We start from the raw sequence: 21,152 nt of genomic DNA on the forward strand, positions 1-21,152 counted from the left end.
TTTCACTATATTTTCATAAAAATAATAACCTATGCAAATACTGCAATTATGCGGATTTTTTCACGACTTATATCAAGATTTTACCATATATGTGTCATTTTCACACCATAAATGTAGTTCTAAAATGAATGTAAACTCATAATTAAAATTTTAAATCCTATTTATATGATTGCAAGCACAGAAAAACACCTCTACAACTGGATAGTACAGCTCAAACTGTACATTTCCATTATAGAGGTGTTCACTTCATTAAATTTATATAAACTTTTAAATATTCTACCTTACGTTAAACACATAAGCACTTTGTTCATGTGCTAATTTAATACGCTTATGCAAACGATCCATATATGCCCTGTATATATCTTGAGCTTCCTCAATGGATACAAGATTAAAATTAATCCCATCTCCTACTGGCAGTTGGCTAAGCCGAGGTAAATCAGCAGTAATGATAGTACCAATTTTTGTATAGCCACCTGTCGTTTGTCGATCCGCCATAAGGACAATAGGGTGACCATTAGACGGCACTTGAATGGAGCCAAATACGGCACCATCAGAAATAATATCTGCACTATCTACATGTTCTATGCTAGGGCCATCTAAACGGAAGCCCATACGATCGCATTCTACGCTTAGTGTGTAGATATTATTACTAAACGTCTTGATGCCATTCTCTGTGAAATGTTTTGCTTGATCACCTAATACAACGCGCAACGGTTCATGACATTCGCGTCCTCCACGATTGTATAACGCCGTATTGAACAAGTTATGACCTTCACCGTAATAGTCACATACATGTACATTTTCTCTAGTGAAAGATTTAATACCAATCTCATCACCAGCTTGTAATGGTCTGCCCTCTAAGCCACCAATTTTTGCCTTTGTATGAGTGGATACGCTGCCATTAATTTCAGGCACATCGATACCACCGGAGAATGCAATATACATACGCACCCCACATTGGCTAAATCCGCCAGATATAACATCGCCTTCGTGACATATAAAAGGAATGTAACGAGGTACTACTACGTTGTTAATAGTAGGTTGCATATCGGCCCCTGTGAAAGCAACTATACAGGTGCCTTTTACAGTTAATGTGGGCGGTAACAAGGTACATTCTAAGGCCCCTACAGGCTCAACATTCCCTACGAGCGCTTGCCCTAATAGATAGCTTTCACTATCCATAGGCCCTGCAACAGGCATACCATATTGTTGATACCCCATGCGGCCTATATCTTGTATAGTCGTATACATACCAGGTGTATCTACGTGGATGACAGCATTTTCAAACTCACTTAACGCCACGTAAATCACCTACCTTTACTTCACGTACAACAGGAACATAATCAGCACCTAACGCTTTAATGCGATGGAATTCACGTTCATCAATAGGCACATAACGCACATAGTCACCTGCATTTAATAATGCGGCTTGCGCCTTTGACATATCATACATGGTCACTGGTGTGCGACCAATGATTTGCCAGCCCCCTGGAGAGTCAGATGGATAGGTACCAGTCTGTTCCCCCGCAATGCCTACAGAACCGGCTGGAATCAAGGTTCTCGGCGAAGATAGCCGAGGCGTCGCTATACGTGGGTCCATGCCACCTAAATAGGTAAAGCCAGGAATAAAGCCTAGCATATATACTAAATAATCAGTTCCACTATGAATAGATATGACTTCATCTTCGCTTAAGCGATTGTGAGCTGCCACAAAACTAAGGTCAGGACCAAATTCTCCACCATATACGGTGGGTACTTCAACAACTGTGACCAATTCATTTGTGGCATCAGTCATCCCTTCTGCTAATATAGACTCCATACTTTTACAAATTTCAGCATAAGAATATAGCATTGCATCATATTCTACGAGCAATGCACAGTAAGTAGGAACTAGTTCAATAATTCCTTCGAGCTGAAGCTCTTTAATTCGCTCTATAGTTTGTCGAATATGTCGATTAATTTTTGGATCAATCACCTGACCAAAATCAATAGAGATAGCACGATCTCCTACAGGTGAAATTGTAGGTTTCATAGATACCTCCTCTTATAACAAGAAAGAACCATTACCTTCAAGCGAAAATAATGGTACTTTCACAACGATCAAATTAACCTAGTAATTTAGCAATACCTTGTAAGGATGTAACACCAATATACGCTGTTACAAGTACTACAATCCATCCTGTATAGTATAACAGTTTATTGTGTTTGTATGGCCCTACGATTTCAGATTTATGTGTCGCAAGGAGCATAACTGCCAATGTAATAGGCAAAATTAAACCATTTACAGAGCCTGCCAAAATCAATAGGGATGCAGGTTTACCAATGAAAATCAAAATACATGTAGAAATAAAGATAAAGGCCATAATGGTCAATTTTTCATTTCTTTCTACTACTTTGAATAGTGTTTTCAAGAAGGAAACAGATGTATAGGCAGCCCCTACAACAGAGGTTAATGCTGCACAGAAAAATACGATACCAAATAATTTATAACCAATTTCACCGGCCCCAAGAAGGAATGCAGAACCAGCTGGATCTTTAGGATCTAGCACATAGCCCATGGACACAACGCCAAGAACCGCTAAGAATAGTAATACACGAACTACCGCATCTACTGTCATCCCCATGAAGGCTGCTCGGCGCACATCTTTCAAGTGCTCTTGACCTGTAATGCCAGCATCAATAAGACGGTGACCACCAGAGAAGGTAATATAACCACCTACCGTACCACCGATGAGGGTAATCGTTGCCAGCCAAGGATAATGAGTAGGCACAAAGGCATGGGTAATAGCCTCAGCTACAGGTGGATTCGTAGAAAAGGCTACGTAACCGATGAGAATAAGCATAACTGTACCGAGTACTTTTGCCGTATTATCTAATACACCGCCCATTTTAGGAGATGCGAATAAAAGGATACCAAGGATACCACTAATCGCAGCCCCTGTAGTCGTATCAATACCAAAAATAATATTGAGACCCATAGATGCGCCACCGATATTGCCAATATTGAAAGCTAGGCCCCCAAGGGAAATCAAAAATGCCACAAAATAACCTAGGCCTGGCAATACCTTATTTGCAATATCTTGACCACGCATTTGGGAGACCCCAATGATAGTCCATACATTAAGCTGTGCAATAATAGAGAAAATAACAGATACCACAATGGCAAATGCAAAATCTGCTTTCAGCTCATTTGTAAACGCCGCTGTTTGTAACATAAAGCCCGGTCCAATAGAGGACGTGGCCATCAAGAATGCTGCCCCTAAGAGGACAGAGAAACTTGCTTTACCTGTAATTGGTTTCATAAGAACCTCCACATGAAACTATTAATCTATACAATACTTATTTTTTTCGCACTTGGAAATTAGCCACCGTTACGCCCGCTTTTGCAAGGCCTTCACGGATATACTTTGTGAAAGCAATCGCTTCTGGATTATCACCATGAACGCAGATAGAGTCTGCCACAATATCTATGGTATTACCCGTATTGGTTACAACTTTACCTTCTGTGACCATCATAAGAACTCGTTCAAGAGCCTCTTGAGGATCTTTGATAAAAGCACCAGGCTCAGTACGAGGTACGAGCGTACCTTCATCTGTATAGCCACGATCGGCAAAAACCTCTTGAATCACGGGGATGCCTCGGCGTTGTGCTTCTTTAGCAATATAGCTACCGCTCAAGACCATAGCTGCAATGTTAGGATTCACCGCTTGTAATCCATCTAGCACTGCATCAGCTAATGCAGTTGTAACACAGGCCATATTATAAAATGCACCATGTAACTTCATGTGCTGTAATGTAACACCGTAACTATCGCAAAATGCTTGTAAAGCACCTAATTGATATATCATATACGCTTTTGCTTCACCAGGATTTATCGCCATGGCACGACGTCCAAAGCCCATCAAATCAGGATAACCTGGATGTGCCCCTACGGCTACGCCCTTCTCCTTACACATGCGAACTGTAGCATCCATAATAAGAGGATCCCCAGCATGCCAACCACAAGCAACATTAGCGCTGGTAACGTGATTTAATACTTCACTATCCATGCCTAATGTGTAATTACCAAAACTTTCACCTAAATCACTATTTAGATCTACATAATGTGACATCAATAATCTCCTCTCTTTCTTCATCTAATTTATAAATTCTATAGAATATCGAATTTATGTTTTTATTATACTAAATTTTTCGAAATATGACCAATGAAATTTATCATACCTAGAAAATTATTTTATAAAAAGAAAAAAGCACCCGATTAATATCGAGTGCTTTTACCATTAATAGAACTATTGTTATATTTGTGCATATGGAGAGAGTTGTAAGGGATTCAATGAAAGAGTCAATAGCCTACCGATTATTTATTGTCCTTGGATGCAGCATCATCAGCTTGTTTACTGTTGTCTGCAGATTTGTCATCACCGGATTTAGCATCGGATGTGTTAGCAGAATCCTTGTCGCTAATCACGATGTGACCATCCACAACATCAGCCAATAAATGTTTTGCATCGATGTGATCTAAGTAGAAGTCAGTTACATTATCACGGATTTCAGATTCGATAACACGACGTAATGGACGAGCGCCCATAGTTTTATCGTAACCTTGTTCCATCAATAATTCTTTAGCTGCATCAGTTACATCAAGGGTAATTTCTTTTTTAGCTAAAGTTTTATTCACTTGATCAAGCATCAAATCTACGATTTGTTTCAAGTCTTCTTTTTTCAATTGGTTGAATTCGATAACAGCATTGAAACGATTCAAGAATTCAGGGCGGAAGAATGGAGCGATGCGGTCCATTACATCTACTTTGTTTTCATCGTCATTATCTTGACCATAACCAAAACCTGCGTTAGATGTAGCAATGATAACAGTATTTTTGAAGTTTACTGTATTACCTTGACCATCTGTTAAGCGACCATCATCCAATACTTGAAGAAGTAATGTAATAACTTGAGGATCTGCTTTTTCGATTTCGTCGAACAATACGATAGAGTAAGGATTACGACGAACGCGTTCAGTCAATGTGTTGGAGTTATCTTCGTAACCAACATAACCAGCTGTGGCACCAATCAATTTAGAAACGGCTGTGCGATCGCTGTATTCGGACATATCCAAGCGAATGATTGCTTCTTTGTTACCAAACATATCGAGTGCTAATTGTTTAGCCAATTCTGTTTTACCAACACCAGTAGGACCTACGAATAAGAAGCTACCGATTGGACGATTACCTTCGTCAAAGCCTGCACGGTTACGACGAATAGCTTTAGATACAGCTTCAACTGCTTTATCTTGACCGATTACATGCGCTTGTAAACGAGATTTCATATCTTTCAAGCGTTCAATATCAGATGCACCCATTTGGGAAACAGGGATACCTGTCATACGTTCTACTGCTTCAGCTACATCATTAACTTGAGCCACAACCTTTTGGTTTTCAGTATGGTTGTCGATTTCTTGTTGTAATTTTTGAATACGCATTTTTTCATTAATAGCGGATTCATAATCTTCTTTTTGAGCAAACTCTTCTTGTTTTGCTTTAGCTTCTGCAATATCTGCTTCTAATGTTTTAATATCAGTTACAGGATGTTGGGAAGCCAAGTGTGCTGCTGTTACATCAATCAAATCGATTGCTTTATCTGGCAAGCTACGTTGAGGAATGTATTGTACGGAATAATCTACAGCTGCTTTCAACACTGCATCTGGTAATTCAATGTTATGATGCGCTTCGTATAATGGACGAATGCCTTGCAAGATTTTGAAAGTATCCTCTGCAGATGGTGCATTTACCTTAACTTCATTGAAACGACGAGCTAAAGCTGCATTTTTCATGATTGTATTACGATATTCGTCTTGAGTTGTAGCACCGATAACAGTCATTTCACCACGGGACAAAGCAGGTTTCAAAATATCTGCTAAGCCTTTAGAACCTTGGCCATCACCTGTGGAGCCAGCACCTAGGATTTGGTGGATTTCATCAAAGAACAAGATAATATTGCCAGCGGCCTTAACTTCTTTGATAAGGTTTTGGATATTTTCTTCGAAGGAACCACGGTATTGAGTACCAGCTTCCAAACCGGAAATATCGATAGAAATAATTTCTTTGTTTTTGATAGCTGCAGGAACATCGCCATTAACGATAGCTTGTGCCAAGCCTTCAACTACAGCAGTTTTACCAACACCAGCATCACCTACGAGTACAGGATTGTTTTTAGTACGACGTGCAAGGATTTCAGCAGTTTCTTGGATTTCTTTATTACGACCAATAACAGGATCGAGTTTGCCATCACGAGCTTGTTGAGTTAAGTTTGTACCCAAACGAGCAAGAATGCCATCTTGTTTCATTTTACCTTGTTGTGCAGCTTGAACAGCTTGCATTTCTTCGTTAGAAGGCAAACGACCTGTTTGACGATAATAAGCAAACTCTTCTGGAGTTACTTCGCGACCATTTATTTTATAACGACGGTTTTCTGTAGAATAACCACCCATGTTACCCATCAATTGATTGAACAAATCATTCATGCTACCGAAATCGCTACCAAAGTTATTGAAATTGTTGTTCATATAAATTACCTCACTTTTTTAACTACAAGTATATCAGTTTGACTTTTTAAGTCTGTTTAATTTCTTGCTTTATTTCTAGGTTCCTTGAACCTTATGACATTATAATAATCTTATTAAGTCAAAAAGTCAATAGGTCAAACAAAAAAATTTTGACTTTTTTTGACTTTTATTTTGACTAATTAGATTTATATGGCAAAAACATTGATAAACACTAGGTTTTAGAGAGATAATTAATTTTGAATTTTTGAGTTATTTATTATAAACCATAAATCTCCTATCATAACTGATGATACTAACAAAGAAGTAAAAAAGCGGATAGCTCATTACGAGCTATCCGCTTATTTCTTTGGTGATCCAGGAGGGATTCGAACCCCCGACCCACGGCTTAGAAGGCCGTTGCTCTATCCAACTGAGCTACTGAACCATGTGGATTACCTATATATCTAATTATCTATTATAGTATAGATTATGTAGTATATATCGTCAATATTACGTTTTACCTTAAAAAAGGCAAAAAAAAATGGAGCGGGTGAAGGGAATCGAACCCTCGCGACCAGCTTGGAAGGCTGGGGCTCTACCATTGAGCTACACCCGCAAATAAAAATGGTCGGAGCAGCAGGATTCGAACCTGCGACCCCCTGGTCCCAAGCCAGGTGCGCTACCAAACTGCGCTATGCCCCGTCATTAATTACTTTGCTATTATAGCAAACCCGGTAGTTGATGTCAACCACTACTCTTGCTGAGTTTTTACTCTGTTGAGTATCGCTCTGCAACGAAAATTATTATATCATCGATACAACATAGTGACAAGTATTTTTTTACAACTTCATTAATTTTTTAAGATTTTATTACTCTATCTATACTACCTATACTACATATACTTTATATACAAAACATGCACCTCTTTCGAGGTGCATGTCATATTGTTCTATAGTTCTATTGTGGTTGTGCTAATGCTTCTAAAGCAAAGAGATTAACCTTCGTAGCTACCATCTTCTACTACGCCAGGGTTTCTAGCAATACCTTGTTTCACAGCAACTTCAGCAACTGCTTTAGCAACAGCTGGAGCTACACGAGGATCGAATACGGATGGCATAATATTTTCTTCGTTCAATTCGCTATCTGGAATCAAGTTAGCCAATGCATCAGCTGCAGCTAACTTCATTTCGTCAGTAATTTTAGATGCACGTACATCGATAGCACCACGGAATACGCCTGGGAATACTGCTACGTTGTTAATTTGGTTAGGTGCATCGGAACGGCCTGTACCAGCAACACGAACGCCAGCAGCTTTCATATCAGCATATGTTGCTTCTGGGTTAGGGTTAGCCATTGCGAATACGATTGCATCGTCAGCCAAGTTTTCCAAGATGTCTTTTGTGAAAGCACCTGCTGCGGATACGCCAAGAAGGATGTCAGCGCCTTTAGCATTTTCAGCCAAGTTGCCATGTTTTTCTTCAAGGCCGAGCAAGTCAATCAATTCGGATTGCAATGAATCAAGACGTTTGTAGTCTTTGTGCAATACACCAGAGGATACTAATACGGTAATATTACGAGCACCTGCAAGGTATAACAAACGAGCGATGTTCGCACCAGCTGCACCAGCACCGTTTACAACGATTTTAGCTGTGGCTAAATCTTTTTTAACAAGACGAAGAGCGCCTTTTACACCAGCTAAACAAGCAATAGCTGTACCGTGTTGGTCATCGTGGAATACAGGGATTTCCAATTCTTCTTTCAAACGATTTTCGATTTCGTAACATTTAGGAGAAGAAATGTCTTCCAAGTTGATGCCCGCAAAGTTCTTTTGCAATAGTTTTACAGTGTTGATCAATGTATCAGCATCTTTGGTATCTACAACCAACGGAATGCAGTCTACATTACCGAATCTTTTGAATAATAAGGATTTACCTTCCATTACTGGCAATGCTGCTGCAGCGCCAATATCGCCAAGACCAAGTACACGAGTACCGTCGGATACTACGGCAACCATGTTGGAACGACATGTTAATTCGAAGGATTCTGCTTCATTATCTTTAATACGCAAGCATGGTTCTGCTACACCTGGTGTGTAAGCAACGGATAAATCATGAGCGTCTTTTAATTCATATTTTGTTCCTACAGTAAGGAAACCTTTCAATTCACGTTTCTTTTGTACAGCTAATTCACGTACGTCCATAATAATTCTCCTTTGTGGATACGATTGGACTCTTTTGAGTCGGTAATTAATACCTTAAACTAATTGTATTATACAAAATGTTAAATAACATTTCAAGTTTTTTCGATATAGTCTTTCGAACATTTTAGAATTAAATTTCATTAATCAATATCAGTAAAAAATATGATAAATAAAGAAAAAGTAGATAAGCCATATAAGGCTTATCTACTTTATAGTTATATTCGTATTATGCGATATGCTCCAACATATGCATAACATACGTATTTTATTTATGCTTTTACAGATGGCAAATTACGGCCATAGAAAATTTCCATCATTTCTTGTTTTAATTGATGTTTAATTTGCTTGATTTCTCGTTCGCTCAATTCTGCTTCAGTAATACCAAATAGGTAATTATCTAGATCAAACTCTTTTAACATCATTTTTGTATGGAAGATATTTTCTTGATACACGTTTACATCAATCATATTGTACATGTTACGAGTATTGGCATCGATGTAGTTTTGGATAGAGTTAATACGATGGTCAATATAGATTTTCTTACCAGATACATCGCGTGTAAAGCCACGTACATGGTAATCTAATGTAAGAATATCGGAGTCAAAGCTTTGAATTAAATAGTTAAGTGCTTTAAGAGGAGAGATTTGACCACATGTAGACACTTCAATATCTGCACGGAATGTACTAATTCCTTTATGCGGATGGCTTTCAGGATAGGTATGTACAGTAAGGTGAGATTTATCAAGATGCATGACTACATCTTCTTTTTCAATTTCCTCTTCAGAAATCAAAATCGTAACAGACGCACCTTGTGGATCGTAGTCTTGTTTCGCTACGTTGAGGATGTTAGCACCAATAATACGGCTTACTTCCGTTAAAATAGCTGTTAAACGATCTGCATTGTATACTTCATCAATGTACTGAATGTATTGTTTTTTCTCTTCTTCTGTACGAGTATAACAAATATCATAAATATTAAAACTCAATGTCTTTGTGAGATTGTTAAAACCATATAATTTCATTTTAGGCTTTGCTTTAACTGGTGTATCCATGATATGTCATAACCCTTTCCATGCATAGACTTACTATTTTTGAAAGTTTATCGACCTATTAGGGCACGAAACTTTCACCATATAACTAAATAATATCTTCTTTATAAACAAACTCTACATCAAACTGACCATTATCATAGGTAACAATAGCAAACGTACCACCAGAGCGATCACGAGGCAACGATATGCTGCCAGGATTCACAAATACGGCATCACGGACACGAACCTCCCCATGGTGATGGCTATGACCAGAAACAATAAGTCTTGCGCCCATGTCAGTTCCTAATTCAATCAATTTTTGTATTCGATTATAATATGATACCTTATCTCCATGAGTCATGTAAATATAAGTATCCTCAAGAGGAATCAACTGTTCTCGTGGTTCAAGAGGCTGTACGCGGTCATTATTACCACGCACCGCATACACAGGAATATCCGTATGTTCCTGCATATAGCGCGCATCATCTCCATAATCACCAGCATGAAGCCACATATCAATCTCTTGATCCACAGTAGCCTCCAAAATGAGGTCAATATTCTCTAGATACCCATGGGTATCACTTACAATACCAATTCGTTTCATTTTATAAATTCTCTAACACTATTATATTACATATTTATATGAACTATATCATATAGTTCGAAAATATCAAAGTTTACTAATTAATTCCCGCAATGCACGACCACGATGGCTAATCGTTTCCTTCTCTTCGATGCTAAGTTCTGCCATTGTTTTCTTGAAGTCAGGTACATAAAAATATGGATCATAGCCAAAGCCATTATCACCTTTTGGCTCATCTTGAACGAGTCCATCACAATAACCTTCAGCTGTCACTTTGCGGCCATCAGGATATACAAGTGCTAAGGCACACACATAATGAGCTGTACGGTCAGATTTCCCTTGTAACTCACGAATTAGTTTTTCGTTATTAGCGTTATCATCACCATGGTGACCTGCATAACGCGCAGAATATACACCTGGAGCACCATCAAGAGCATCTACAGTAATGCCAGAGTCGTCCGCAAGGCATGGACGATTTGTAGCCTTTGCATAGTAACGAGCCTTTAAAAGGGCATTCTCCATAAAGGTTGTACCTGTTTCCTCAGGCTCCTCAATGGTAATGACCTCTTTTACCGGTACACAGTCGATAGATAAATGGGAAAAAGCCTCGGAAAACTCACGAATTTTCCCTTTATTGCCTGTAGCTAATACGATTTGTTCCATCTTACACCTCCGGAGCTGTAGGATATACCTTACCTACTTTATCTGCTATTGCGCCAAGTACTTCACGTTGTTTAGCCATGAGCTCATCTGTAGCAGCCTCGGCTAAGTCGAGTAATGCATTGAGCTCATCACGGTTGAAGGTACCATGTTCGCCTGTCCCTTGTACTTCCACCATATTACCTGAGCCTGTGCGCACCACGTTCATGTCAACGATAGCCGCACTATCTTCTTCATAGCAAAGATCCGTAATAGGGCCGTCTGGACCAATCCCTACGGAAATAGCTGCACAGAAGTCAGTAATTGGGAATTTACCAGCTCCACCAAAGGTGAAGTCCACCGCATCAACGAGGGCTACAAAAGCGCCTGTAATAGATGCTGTACGCGTACCACCATCAGCTTGGATTACGTCGCAGTCGATTGTAATAGAGCGTTCGCCTAATGCTTCAAGGTCTACAACAGCGCGTAATGCACGACCGATAAGACGTTGAATTTCAACGGTACGGCCTGTTTGTTTACCCTTTGCAGCCTCACGACTTACACGAGTTTGCGTAGAACGAGGCAACAAAGAGTATTCTGCAGTTACCCATCCTTTGCCAGAACCTTTTAGCCAGCGCGGCACAGAATCCTCAACAGTAGCCGTACAGATAACCTTAGTCTTACCGCACTCAATAAGTACAGAACCTTCTGCATACTCTGTAAAATTCCGTGTTATTTTAATAGGTCGCAATTGACCTGCCGTTCTATTATCACTACGCATGGGAACCTCGCCATTCTAAATTTAAACATTAGAACGCCCCTTACACAAAGGGGCGTTATTTTTTTTATTATATCATAATTTTTCTATTTTTTTGCACTATAAAGCATATTGTAATGTAATACGACAGTACTGTAACGTCTCTTATGTATTAAAGCGATTAATACTAGTACTACACTTCATATTGGCCATCACCAAGTGGATCTACTACAACATAACGACTAGCCCCACCCTCTGCTTTAGCTCGTTTAGCCTCTATAATAGCATCTTGCCGTGTTTCTTCATCGGCTTGCCAAGGAATAAACATAGCATATACACTTTGTGGCCCATAAGGTCCATATTGTCCCCGTGAAAGCACGCTATGCCAGCCTACCTTATCTTCGTACATGCGCACCTTTTCAAGGCGCTCCTCTTGTACACCTGTTTCATCATAATACACATTATAGTGGTTAGACCAAACGTCCCCAGTACCTAGGCACTCGTCTTCAGCCATCTTATGACGATTTGCCCATTGTACCTTCCATTTAGCAATGAGGTCATCTATATAAGCAGTTACATTTTGACTTTGCTTATATTTAACAGGATCAAAGGCAGGTTCTACAACCTTACTGTAATCAAGGCCTGCCATAGATAAAATGATGCCTGTATTTACATACGGCAACGCTTCCTGTACAGAGTAACCACCTTCTAAGACAGCTATATCTGCTTGCAATAAATCCACAAGCTCAGCATAGCCTTTTGCGGTAACCTGCATATTCGCCAACGGATCGCTAAAGTGATTATCTTGTCCCGCTGAATTGATGACGATATCCGGATTAAATTCCTCTAATATAGGTAGTACTAATTCGCGCATAACCTTCATCAAACCTTCGTCACCTGTACCTGGGGGCAATGGAATATCTATATTACCACCGATAGCTTGAGGTCCCCCAAACTCATCCATAAAACCAGTTCCTGGATATAGCGTGCGACCATCTTGATGGAAACTAATGTATAGAGTGTCAGGATCGTGGTAGAACACATCTTGAGAGCCATCGCCATGGTGTACATCTGTGTCTACCACAGCCACTCGTTTTATACCATATGTTTGGCGCATATGTTGAATCATAACAGCTTCAATATTTATGGTACAGAAACCACGAATTCCATGAACCATAGCCATCGCATGATGTCCTGGAGGTCTAACGAGGGCAAAGGCACGGTCTACCTCGCCCCGCATAACCGCATCAGCAGCCGCAATAGCCCCCCCTGCAGATACACGATGGGCTTCCGTTACCCACGACTCTAAGTCAGGAGCACCTACATGAACGCGCTCTATGGTATCCCAATCGGCTACGATAGGATTATATTCTCTAATATTTGGTATGTCTAATAAACCTTCCTCTACGATTTGATCTCGCGTATAAAGTAAACGCTCTTGTCGCTCCGGATGCGTTTCTGAAATTTTCCAATCAAAAGCGGGGAAAAATACGAGACCTAAACTATGATTTGATACAGTTTTGTCAGGATTTAGCGTATCACCTATCTTTATGTTGGTACTCTTCTTCGTGCCAGTATTGGTAATTTCTTTTATACCAACATTACGGAGTCCATGGCGCTCACGATAGGATAGTCCCTTATTCCACATAATGTTTCACCCCCGCTGCTAGTTGTACTTTCACCGTAATTAGACGTTCCATCGATTGCCACCCTTCTACAACAGGGAAATCTTCAATGCTAATAACCTCAATCTCTTGCGTTTTATCTAGTCCTAAGCGCAATGCCTCTTCAAGGAGAGCCTCTTTTGCGCGCTCTACTACTTGTTCAGCTCGTTTTAAGGTACAGGTTTGCTGCTTAATGCCTAACTCAGGAATAACAAGTAAACGACGTTTTGTATCTACATGAACAGTAAGTTCAATAGTAGACAGGGCTAATGCTGCACCTATAGCATTTGCTACAGCTGCATTTTCTGGAATGGTAACAGGTAAATTTAAAAACTCACCTATACTTGGGCCTAAACTAGGCGCCGTACCTCCCACTACGACGATTTGAGCAGGTACAAAGATATCGGGATTTACAATATCCGCTACTACATATACAGGTCGTTTGTTTTCTGCCTGTACCACCTCATCGATGCCATGTTGAATTATTTCTAATGCCTTTTCAACAATAAGCTGTGCTACATCTAGAGCTGATATATTATGTATGTATTGCTTTTCAGAATTATGGTCCTCGAATGTATTTTCACTATAGTTTCCGAATGTATTTTCACTATAGGTCCCAAATGTCTTTCCACATTCGCCGTGTTTCCCATAAGCCCGTAACATATCGGCTAACCGTTCTAAGGATTGTGTGGCAAGTTCAGCATCACCATAACTTGCGTGACCTAATACGATGAGAGCATCCCCCAAGGTAGGTTCATCGCCACCCAAAGCCGCTGATGGACCTACTCGTTCAGGTCCTACCATGATTTCACCATCTACTATGCGAACTACCGACTCTCCGCCAATACCGACGGAGGTAACTGCAAAGGATCGTACTGCACTTGGATACTCACGAATGGACACGCCATTCTTCGTCATCAATGGTTTCCCCTGTTTCCAAAGAGAAATATCTGTTGTAGTCCCCCCAATATCTAAAGCCACTGTGTGCTCATCGCCAATAGCACCAAGTGCAGATAAACCAAGCACAGTTGCCGCAGGTCCCGTAAAGGCAGTTTCTACAGGTCGACTTACCATATGCTCCATAGGAAGAGAACCACCATCAGCCTTTAATATATGAAGTGGGGCATTAATATTTCGAACACGTAACGCATCTTCCACATGTTTCTTAAACACTGTAAATACTGGTGTTACAGCGCTATTAAAGTAAGCACTAATAGTACGGCGTGGAAAGTTCAAGGAACCGCTCAATAAACTGCCATTAGATATGGTATTATACGTTTCATGTAACACTTCTGTTATAGATAATTCCTCTTGAGGATTACGGACACCAAATTTTGCAGATACAGCAGCCAAATCTGTACCACTTCGTTTTTGAACCATACGCGCTATATCACGAACCCCATCTGTAGAGGTACGCTCTACAACAATACCTCTGTGGTCTGTGTAGCCTTGAAGATATATAGGACTCACAGGGAATATGTCATCTACATTACGACCAGGCCCAGTCACTACATACAGATCTACTACTTGCTCCTTCTCTTCTACGATGGTATTTGTCACAACAGTAGTAGATAAAGTAACTTGTTCTATATTCGATGTATCACAACTATCTAGGACTGCATCCAAGGCTTCACCTATCCCCTGCATTAGATTGTCCTTTGTAGTCCGTCTTTTAGCAGATGACACTACTCGATGACCGTCAATAATAACGGCATCCGTAAAAGTACCACCTACGTCTAAACCTAGTAGCATAAGACCTCCTTATCAGCATTTATAGAGTGCCATATAAACTCAATTATTGAAATAAAATGGACTCCAGCAATTTAGCATATAAATACCATGTATCCTCACAATGTAAAAAGGCTGTACTCATCTCTATGTGATGAGTACAGCCTTCTGTTATTTACCAGATACAGATGCGTAATTTTTAATGATAACAATTGGAGTCATTTGGCTATCATTACCAAATGGATTGTCGATCAATAATTGTGCAATTTTATTACCGTCAATGCCACGGCTTGTACCTAAAACAGCGGAACGTCTCAAATCATTAACGTCGGCTACTACAGCACCATAACAGCCTGTGCGAGATACAATTTTCTCAGCTACTTTATCTGGATCCTTTGGACCAAATACAATGTGCTTATCAAATGGAGGCATTGTACCAGTTACATCATCAGTTAAGGATGCAGCGCGAGCAATTGCATAGAATACACCTGGTTTGCGGAAAATTTTAGCGATAGCACCTAGAATAAAGGCACCTAATACTTTCCATTTACCATCCAAATTCATAGCGGATTGCATGCCATAAATGGATGCCATAGAGCCATCGGGATGGATAAAACGATTTATTAAACGAGCTTGCCAGCAAACATTTAACTCTTCAGGACGTGTAAAACGACCTTGTGTAATAGCTACTACAGATTCAGCTACACATACTATATCTTCAGGTCCAATATTATGGCCGCCAAATTCAACGATAGCATCCACGATGTCATCATTATCTGTAAGAATACGTGTTGGCACACATACTAACTCTAATTCTGCCATTGTTATGCCTCCTTATTGAACCAATGCTGCTTGAACTTCTTCAGCAGTCAAACGAATACGTTGTTTATCAATATGGTAGTCTTCACGACCAACCACTTGGTAGTAAATATCGATGTCCATATAAGGGAAGCCCTTAATATCTTCTCGAATATTGCCATTTTTACCTGTTAATGTAACGAATACACGAATCGTACCGCCTTTACGAGGTTTGATAATAACAGCTTCAAAATAACCATCATGACGAGGACGGTTAATATCCATAGCCCATGCATCGACTTTCACAGCATCAAAATGTTCTTCAGGTAACAACGGACGAGGGAATAAATCCATAATTGTACCGAGTTGACGGCCTTTGTTTACAAAAGGAATATCACAGAACAAAGTAATAGATTCAAAATTACGATCAGATACTTGGAAGTTTGTTGCTCTTTTTGACAACAAGATAATCTTTTCATTACCTTGTTTCAATACGAACAAACGGAATAATAAATACAAAGCTGCAATAGCCACAATAATAGCTATTACAAAACTTAGGATGTTATAAAACCACATAGGGCATCTCCTTTATAATGTAATATGTTCAATAGTACGACGATTTATATCGAGGAATGACGCACTTAATGTGTCGCCAAGGTCAATATCTTTTGTAAAGTACAATGTCACCGTACCAAGTCTTTCTTGAGGATTAAAAAGGTTCTTTTTCTCTAATCGTCGACGAACAAGCTCGCTCGTTTCAAAGGCCGGATCAATAAACTGTATTTTCCCTTTAGTTAATTTCTCTAATAAAGGTTGTACAAATGGGAAATGAGTACAGCCTAAAACGACTACCTCAATTTCACGAGATAGCAAAGGCTCTACATACTCTTTACACACATCACGAACAAAAAAGTCATCTAAATGACCTTGCTCAATGAGTCCTGCCAGTTCAGGACAAGGTTGTTCCCACACTAGCACTTCGTGATCCACTTCTAAAGCAACATGCTTATGAATATGGCTATTTACAGTAGCCACGGTAGCCATAATGCCAATCGTTTTGCTTTTACTTTCACTAATAGCTGTTTTAACGCCTTGAGAAACCCCAACAACTGGAACGGATACGCGTTCACGCACCTCATCAAGGGCGACAACAGTAAACGTATTGCAGGCAATAACCATCAATTTAACAGGCTGCTTCTCGAGCGCCTCGGCAATACGGCATGCTAAACATGTGATTTCATCATTACTGCGATTACCTACAGGATTGTTGGCATTATCACCGATATAGATAAAATCTTCGTTTGGAAATTGTTCTTGTAATACCTTTAATACTGATAGGCCGCCTATACCGGAATCAAATACACCGATAGGCAATTGTTGTACATTACTCATTAGGCATCTCCTCGACAGCTGCTAACATAGGCTGATAAAAAGTATCGTCTAATCGCACAATCTTTCCTGTTGATTTTGACATAAAAGCGTTCTTAGTTTCTCCCGTTGCCAGAAGCGCACCATCACTAGCGCGTTTCATACGATAGCGGAAAACCATTTGAGCACGCGTCATTTTAACCAAGTACGTTTCAATATGAAGTTCATCATCAAAATTCGCTGGTTCTTTATAATTGCAAGATACGTTCATGATAGGAAACACAATATCCTCATTCATCATATCCCACAGGGTTACACCGATTTGACGTAGGAATTCAATGCGCGCCATTTCAAACCATCTAAAGTGATTACTGTGGTGCGCGATCCCCATCATATCGGTTTCATAAAATCTTACATTTACTGAAGCAATATGCATAAACCTTGTCCTTTTTCAATAGTATACAATTTTTATTGTATATCTATTATTTTAGGGTGTCAAATAATTAAAGGCAGTTCAATCACGGTGGATCAAACTGCCTTAAATGGTAAAAGTTAGCGACTGCTACCAAAAGGGAAGAATTTTTTGGCCGCTTCTTGATGGCTTGTTTTAATGTAACGATTCGCAATCTTAAAGGCTATTCCGAGTACCGCCACATCATCTAACCAACCTAATACGGCAATCGTATCCGGTACAACATCAACAGGCAATATGAGGTACCCTAAAGCACCTGCAATGACTGCTTTTACATATTTCGGAGTATCTTTATCTCGTAAACAGAGGAACAAGGTCACCGCTTGTTGTACAAAGGCAAGTTTCTTACCATATCGGCCAAGAAAAGCTACAAATCTTGATTCGTTAAAATACTTACCGTATTTAATAATCTTTATGGGATTCATCGTAATAATCCTTCAGCGCTTATTTGCGCAAACCACCAATTTTATCTTTCGCTGTGCAAACAGTATTTACAGCTGTATCTTTTGCTGTTTCTACAGCATCGGTAGCTTTAGTTTTTACTGTTTCTACTGCTACATGTGCAGAAGCTTTAGCCAACTCTACACCACCTTTAGCTAATTCTTTAGCTACGTCAATATTTTCTTTAGCAACATCAATTTTTTCTTTAGCTGCATCAGATACTTTAGCTACAACTTCTGCTGCATTATCATGAAGTTCATATTTTGTTTCGTTATTCCATTTATCGATAGCAGGTGTTACTTTTTCTTCGTAAACTTGTTTCAAAGTTTCTTTAGCAAGACCTGTTTCGTTAGCAATACCTGCCCATACATCGCGTTGAGCTTGTGTGAAAGGAATGCTAGCACCTGCATCACGAACGATTTCAGATGCCATCGCTTTACCGCTTTCAAGGAATTCAGCAACCATTGGTTTGTAGCGTTCGATATCAGAAGGCATACCATCTTGAATCCAAATATGAGCGATTTTACCAATAGCATATGTTAAGCCGATAGCTACAGGAACGCGAACTGCTTTCAAAGGAATAAGAAGGGAAATAGCCGCTGTACCTACAGCAGTGCTAAGACCACCAACTAAACCTACTACAGCACCAGATTGTAATTCTACATCATAAAGATGAGCAATGCGAGTTACCATATACGTAGCATTGGCGCACAAAGCAACACTGCTGAATTTAGGGGATAAAGCCAATGCTGCTGCACGACATGCACCCCAGAAAATAAATTGTTCAACTTGATAGTCACGATCTTGGGAACCATCCATAAGTGGCTCAAGTGTTACGCCATTATATTCTGCCATAAGTATTCTCCTTTGTTGTGAACCAACTATAGGTCATATTATTAGTATTATTATACCATTCTATTGATAGAAGTGAAATGAATTTTTCTAATTATCTATAGATTTAAAAAACAAAATAACTTCCAATATTTTCTATCTTACCAACTTGTAAGACCACCATCGATAGTCCAGGCTGCGCCCGTTACAAAGGACGCTTTACTGCTCAATAAAAATACAATGACTTCTCCGATTTCATGAGGCTTACCAATACGGCCTAAAGGATAATGCTGCCCCATTTCAGCTTTCGCTACCGCTGCATCTTGATTTGCATTTGCAATCTGTTTATCTACTAAGGATGTATCTACATCACCAGGGCATACACAGTTTACACGAACTCCGTGAGGTGCCATCTCAAGGGATAAAGATTTTGTAAAGCTCACGACTGCGCCTTTAGATGCACCATATACAGAACAAGCCACATTGCCTTGCAAGCCTGCATCACTCGCAACAGTTACGATGCTCCCCTTTGCAGAACGCAAATAAGGAAGAGCCGCTTGGCACAAGAAAACTGTACCTTTTACATTCGTTCCAAACATTTCATCAAAAGCAGCTTCCGTTACATCCGCCAATAACTCTTCTTCATAATAGCCTGCCGCCGTAACAAGAGCGGATATACCACCGAATAAATCAACGGTTTCTTTTACAATGCGCTGACAATCTTCAAGTTTAGATACATCACCTTGAATGTACTGTACCTTTGAAGAATAGCGGCGCAATTTTGTTTTTGCTTTTTGACCAGATTTTTCGTTTCGGCCATTGATGACTACGCACCAACCTTCTTTCAGTAAAAGCTTGGCAGTAGCAAATCCAATGCCCGATGTACCACCACTGATCAATGCCACTTGTACATCACTTTTATGAGGCATACCTTGCCCTCCTATAACGTTGAAACATAGTCATACACTAATTTCAACAACATTACCGTCGTTACCGACAAGAATACTACACGCACTAAAGATGAGCCCTTTGCAATAGCTAAATGAGAGCCTAGATATGCACCTATCATTTGTCCTGCCCCTGTGGCAAGACCATACTTGATATTAACGTGTCCTAAATATAAGAACACCAATAAGGACGCTGCATTACTTGTAAAGTTCAATATTTTCGCATTAGCCGATGCGTGTAAAAAATCAAAACCTGTAAAGATAAAGCCCATAATTAAAAACGTTCCTGTACCAGGTCCAATGAATCCATCATAGGCACCAATACCAAGAGCAAAAGCCATACAAATATATAGAGCTTTTCCCGCTACTGCAGAAGTGCGGTTAACCTCGCCCCAATCCTTTTTGAATACCACAAATAGGGTTACACAAACGAGTAAGATGATAATAATTGGCTTTACATATAATGGCGGCAACGATACAACCGCTAATGTACCAATCATAGAACCAATAAAGGTGAATGGCAATAGTTTACGAACTAAAGAAAAATCAACCATATGATTTCGCAAGAATGTAATGGATGCACTGCCAGCGCCAAAAATACTGGATAATTTATTACTGCCCAAAGCCATACTAGGCGGAAGATTTGTTAATAACATGGCTGGTACAGAAATGAGTCCACCGCCGCCCACAATGGAGTCAACAAACCCTGCAAAAGCCCCCGCTACGGCGAGCAAAACGAGTATAAGGATATCAAATGGTAAACCTGTTACCTCAATGAGCCACTCCATATAAGCCTCCTACAGATAGCACATCAACGGTCGCCAAAGGGCCACCGTTGTCATGCTAGGTTATATTATTTTGCTCCTAGTCGATCTAAAGCTAATGTATAGCCATCAGCACCATAGACTAGGCATCGTTTTACACGGCTAATCGTTGCCGTACTCGCGCCTGTTTCTTCTACGATTTTTTCATAACTATCCCCTGCGCGCAACATTTTTGCTACTTGTAAGCGTTGAGATAAAGCTTTTAATTCATTAATCGTACAAATATCTTCGAAAAATGCATAGCATTCCTCAATATTTTCAAGAGTTAAAATAGCGGTGAATAACTCATCGTTTTGTTGACTTCTCAATTTTTCATTGATGCTCATA

21 protein-coding genes and 3 tRNA genes are annotated in these 21,152 nt (G+C 39.8%); all 24 read right to left on the reverse strand.

All coding sequences use genetic code 11. The annotated features are described in order from the left end of the window. Positions 1-276: 276 nt before the first annotated feature. The 24 genes from RWZ05_RS07520 to RWZ05_RS07635 all read right to left on the reverse strand — a co-directional run bounded on the left by RWZ05_RS07520 (position 277) and on the right by RWZ05_RS07635 (position 21,151). Positions 277-1,302 (reverse strand): biotin-dependent carboxyltransferase family protein, encoded by a 1,026-nt coding sequence (locus tag RWZ05_RS07520; RefSeq protein ID WP_314643362.1) that lies wholly within the window; start codon positions 1,300-1,302, stop codon positions 277-279. Beyond that, positions 1,289-2,032, reverse strand: a complete 744-nt coding sequence (pxpB, locus tag RWZ05_RS07525; RefSeq protein WP_314643366.1) for a 5-oxoprolinase subunit PxpB — start codon at positions 2,030-2,032, stop codon at positions 1,289-1,291. The genes RWZ05_RS07520 and pxpB overlap by 14 nt, the downstream gene beginning before the upstream one ends. Before the next feature lie 73 nt (positions 2,033-2,105). Continuing rightward, a complete protein-coding gene (locus RWZ05_RS07530) occupies positions 2,106-3,302 on the reverse strand; it encodes an NRAMP family divalent metal transporter (RefSeq protein ID WP_314643368.1) in 1,197 nt (398 codons plus the stop codon). A gap of 37 nt (positions 3,303-3,339) precedes the next feature. Continuing rightward, the gene (locus tag RWZ05_RS07535; protein WP_314643370.1) at positions 3,340-4,113 is read right to left on the reverse strand and encodes a 5-oxoprolinase subunit PxpA; all 774 of its coding nucleotides are present in this window, start codon (positions 4,111-4,113) and stop codon (positions 3,340-3,342) included. A 245-nt stretch (positions 4,114-4,358) separates the two neighbouring features. Further along, complete coding sequence (locus tag RWZ05_RS07540) at positions 4,359-6,563, reverse strand: ATP-dependent Clp protease ATP-binding subunit (protein WP_314643372.1); 2,205 nt, start codon at positions 6,561-6,563, stop codon at positions 4,359-4,361. 347 nt (positions 6,564-6,910) lie between these two features. Continuing rightward, positions 6,911-6,987 (reverse strand) — tRNA-Arg (locus RWZ05_RS07545). Positions 6,988-7,084: 97 nt separating this feature from the next. Then, positions 7,085-7,158, reverse strand: a tRNA-Gly gene (locus tag RWZ05_RS07550). Between the two features lie 9 nt (positions 7,159-7,167). Beyond that, positions 7,168-7,244: transfer RNA gene (locus RWZ05_RS07555), tRNA-Pro, on the reverse strand. A gap of 292 nt (positions 7,245-7,536) precedes the next feature. After that, complete coding sequence (locus tag RWZ05_RS07560; RefSeq protein ID WP_314643374.1) at positions 7,537-8,742, reverse strand: NADP-dependent malic enzyme; 1,206 nt, start codon at positions 8,740-8,742, stop codon at positions 7,537-7,539. A gap of 269 nt (positions 8,743-9,011) precedes the next feature. Beyond that, entirely contained in the window at positions 9,012-9,794 is a 783-nt protein-coding gene (gene speD / locus RWZ05_RS07565; RefSeq protein ID WP_314643376.1) for an adenosylmethionine decarboxylase, read from the reverse strand. 85 nt (positions 9,795-9,879) lie between these two features. Further along, positions 9,880-10,377, reverse strand: coding sequence for a YfcE family phosphodiesterase (locus RWZ05_RS07570; RefSeq protein WP_314643378.1), 498 nt, complete (start codon positions 10,375-10,377; stop codon positions 9,880-9,882). A 66-nt stretch (positions 10,378-10,443) separates the two neighbouring features. Next, complete coding sequence (locus RWZ05_RS07575; protein ID WP_314643380.1) at positions 10,444-11,019, reverse strand: XTP/dITP diphosphatase; 576 nt, start codon at positions 11,017-11,019, stop codon at positions 10,444-10,446. A gap of 1 nt (position 11,020) precedes the next feature. After that, positions 11,021-11,776, reverse strand: a complete 756-nt coding sequence (gene rph / locus RWZ05_RS07580; protein WP_314643382.1) for a ribonuclease PH — start codon at positions 11,774-11,776, stop codon at positions 11,021-11,023. 169 nt (positions 11,777-11,945) lie between these two features. After that, on the reverse strand, positions 11,946-13,400 hold the full coding sequence (locus tag RWZ05_RS07585; protein ID WP_314643383.1) for a histone deacetylase: 1,455 nt from the start codon (positions 13,398-13,400) through the stop codon (positions 11,946-11,948). Beyond that, entirely contained in the window at positions 13,390-15,168 is a 1,779-nt protein-coding gene (locus tag RWZ05_RS07590; RefSeq protein WP_314643385.1) for a hydantoinase/oxoprolinase family protein, read from the reverse strand. The genes RWZ05_RS07585 and RWZ05_RS07590 overlap by 11 nt, the downstream gene beginning before the upstream one ends. Positions 15,169-15,315: 147 nt before the next feature. Further along, positions 15,316-15,966 carry a coenzyme F420-0:L-glutamate ligase gene (locus tag RWZ05_RS07595; protein ID WP_314643386.1) on the reverse strand — a complete coding sequence of 217 codons (651 nt, stop codon included), beginning with the start codon at positions 15,964-15,966 and terminating at the stop codon, positions 15,316-15,318. A gap of 12 nt (positions 15,967-15,978) precedes the next feature. Continuing rightward, on the reverse strand, positions 15,979-16,518 hold the full coding sequence (locus RWZ05_RS07600) for a hypothetical protein (protein WP_314643388.1): 540 nt from the start codon (positions 16,516-16,518) through the stop codon (positions 15,979-15,981). Positions 16,519-16,530: 12 nt separating this feature from the next. After that, positions 16,531-17,334, reverse strand: coding sequence for a glutamate racemase (gene murI, locus RWZ05_RS07605; RefSeq protein ID WP_314643390.1), 804 nt, complete (start codon positions 17,332-17,334; stop codon positions 16,531-16,533). Continuing rightward, complete coding sequence (locus tag RWZ05_RS07610) at positions 17,327-17,746, reverse strand: thioesterase family protein (protein ID WP_009352011.1); 420 nt, start codon at positions 17,744-17,746, stop codon at positions 17,327-17,329. Before RWZ05_RS07610 ends, murI begins: the two co-directional genes overlap by 8 nt. A gap of 116 nt (positions 17,747-17,862) precedes the next feature. Then, on the reverse strand, positions 17,863-18,207 hold the full coding sequence (locus RWZ05_RS07615; protein WP_314643392.1) for a YkvA family protein: 345 nt from the start codon (positions 18,205-18,207) through the stop codon (positions 17,863-17,865). Between the two features lie 19 nt (positions 18,208-18,226). Further along, a complete protein-coding gene (locus tag RWZ05_RS07620) occupies positions 18,227-19,078 on the reverse strand; it encodes a hypothetical protein (RefSeq protein WP_314643393.1) in 852 nt (283 codons plus the stop codon). 137 nt (positions 19,079-19,215) lie between these two features. Continuing rightward, the gene (locus tag RWZ05_RS07625) at positions 19,216-19,983 is read right to left on the reverse strand and encodes an SDR family oxidoreductase (protein ID WP_314643395.1); all 768 of its coding nucleotides are present in this window, start codon (positions 19,981-19,983) and stop codon (positions 19,216-19,218) included. An 11-nt stretch (positions 19,984-19,994) separates the two neighbouring features. Then, entirely contained in the window at positions 19,995-20,789 is a 795-nt protein-coding gene (locus RWZ05_RS07630) for a TSUP family transporter (protein ID WP_314643397.1), read from the reverse strand. A gap of 65 nt (positions 20,790-20,854) precedes the next feature. Next, complete coding sequence (locus RWZ05_RS07635; RefSeq protein WP_314643399.1) at positions 20,855-21,151, reverse strand: YerC/YecD family TrpR-related protein; 297 nt, start codon at positions 21,149-21,151, stop codon at positions 20,855-20,857. Between the last annotated feature and the right edge of the window lies 1 nt (position 21,152).

The organism is uncultured Veillonella sp. (assembly GCF_963543145.1).
Lineage (GTDB): Bacteria > Bacillota > Negativicutes > Veillonellales > Veillonellaceae > Veillonella.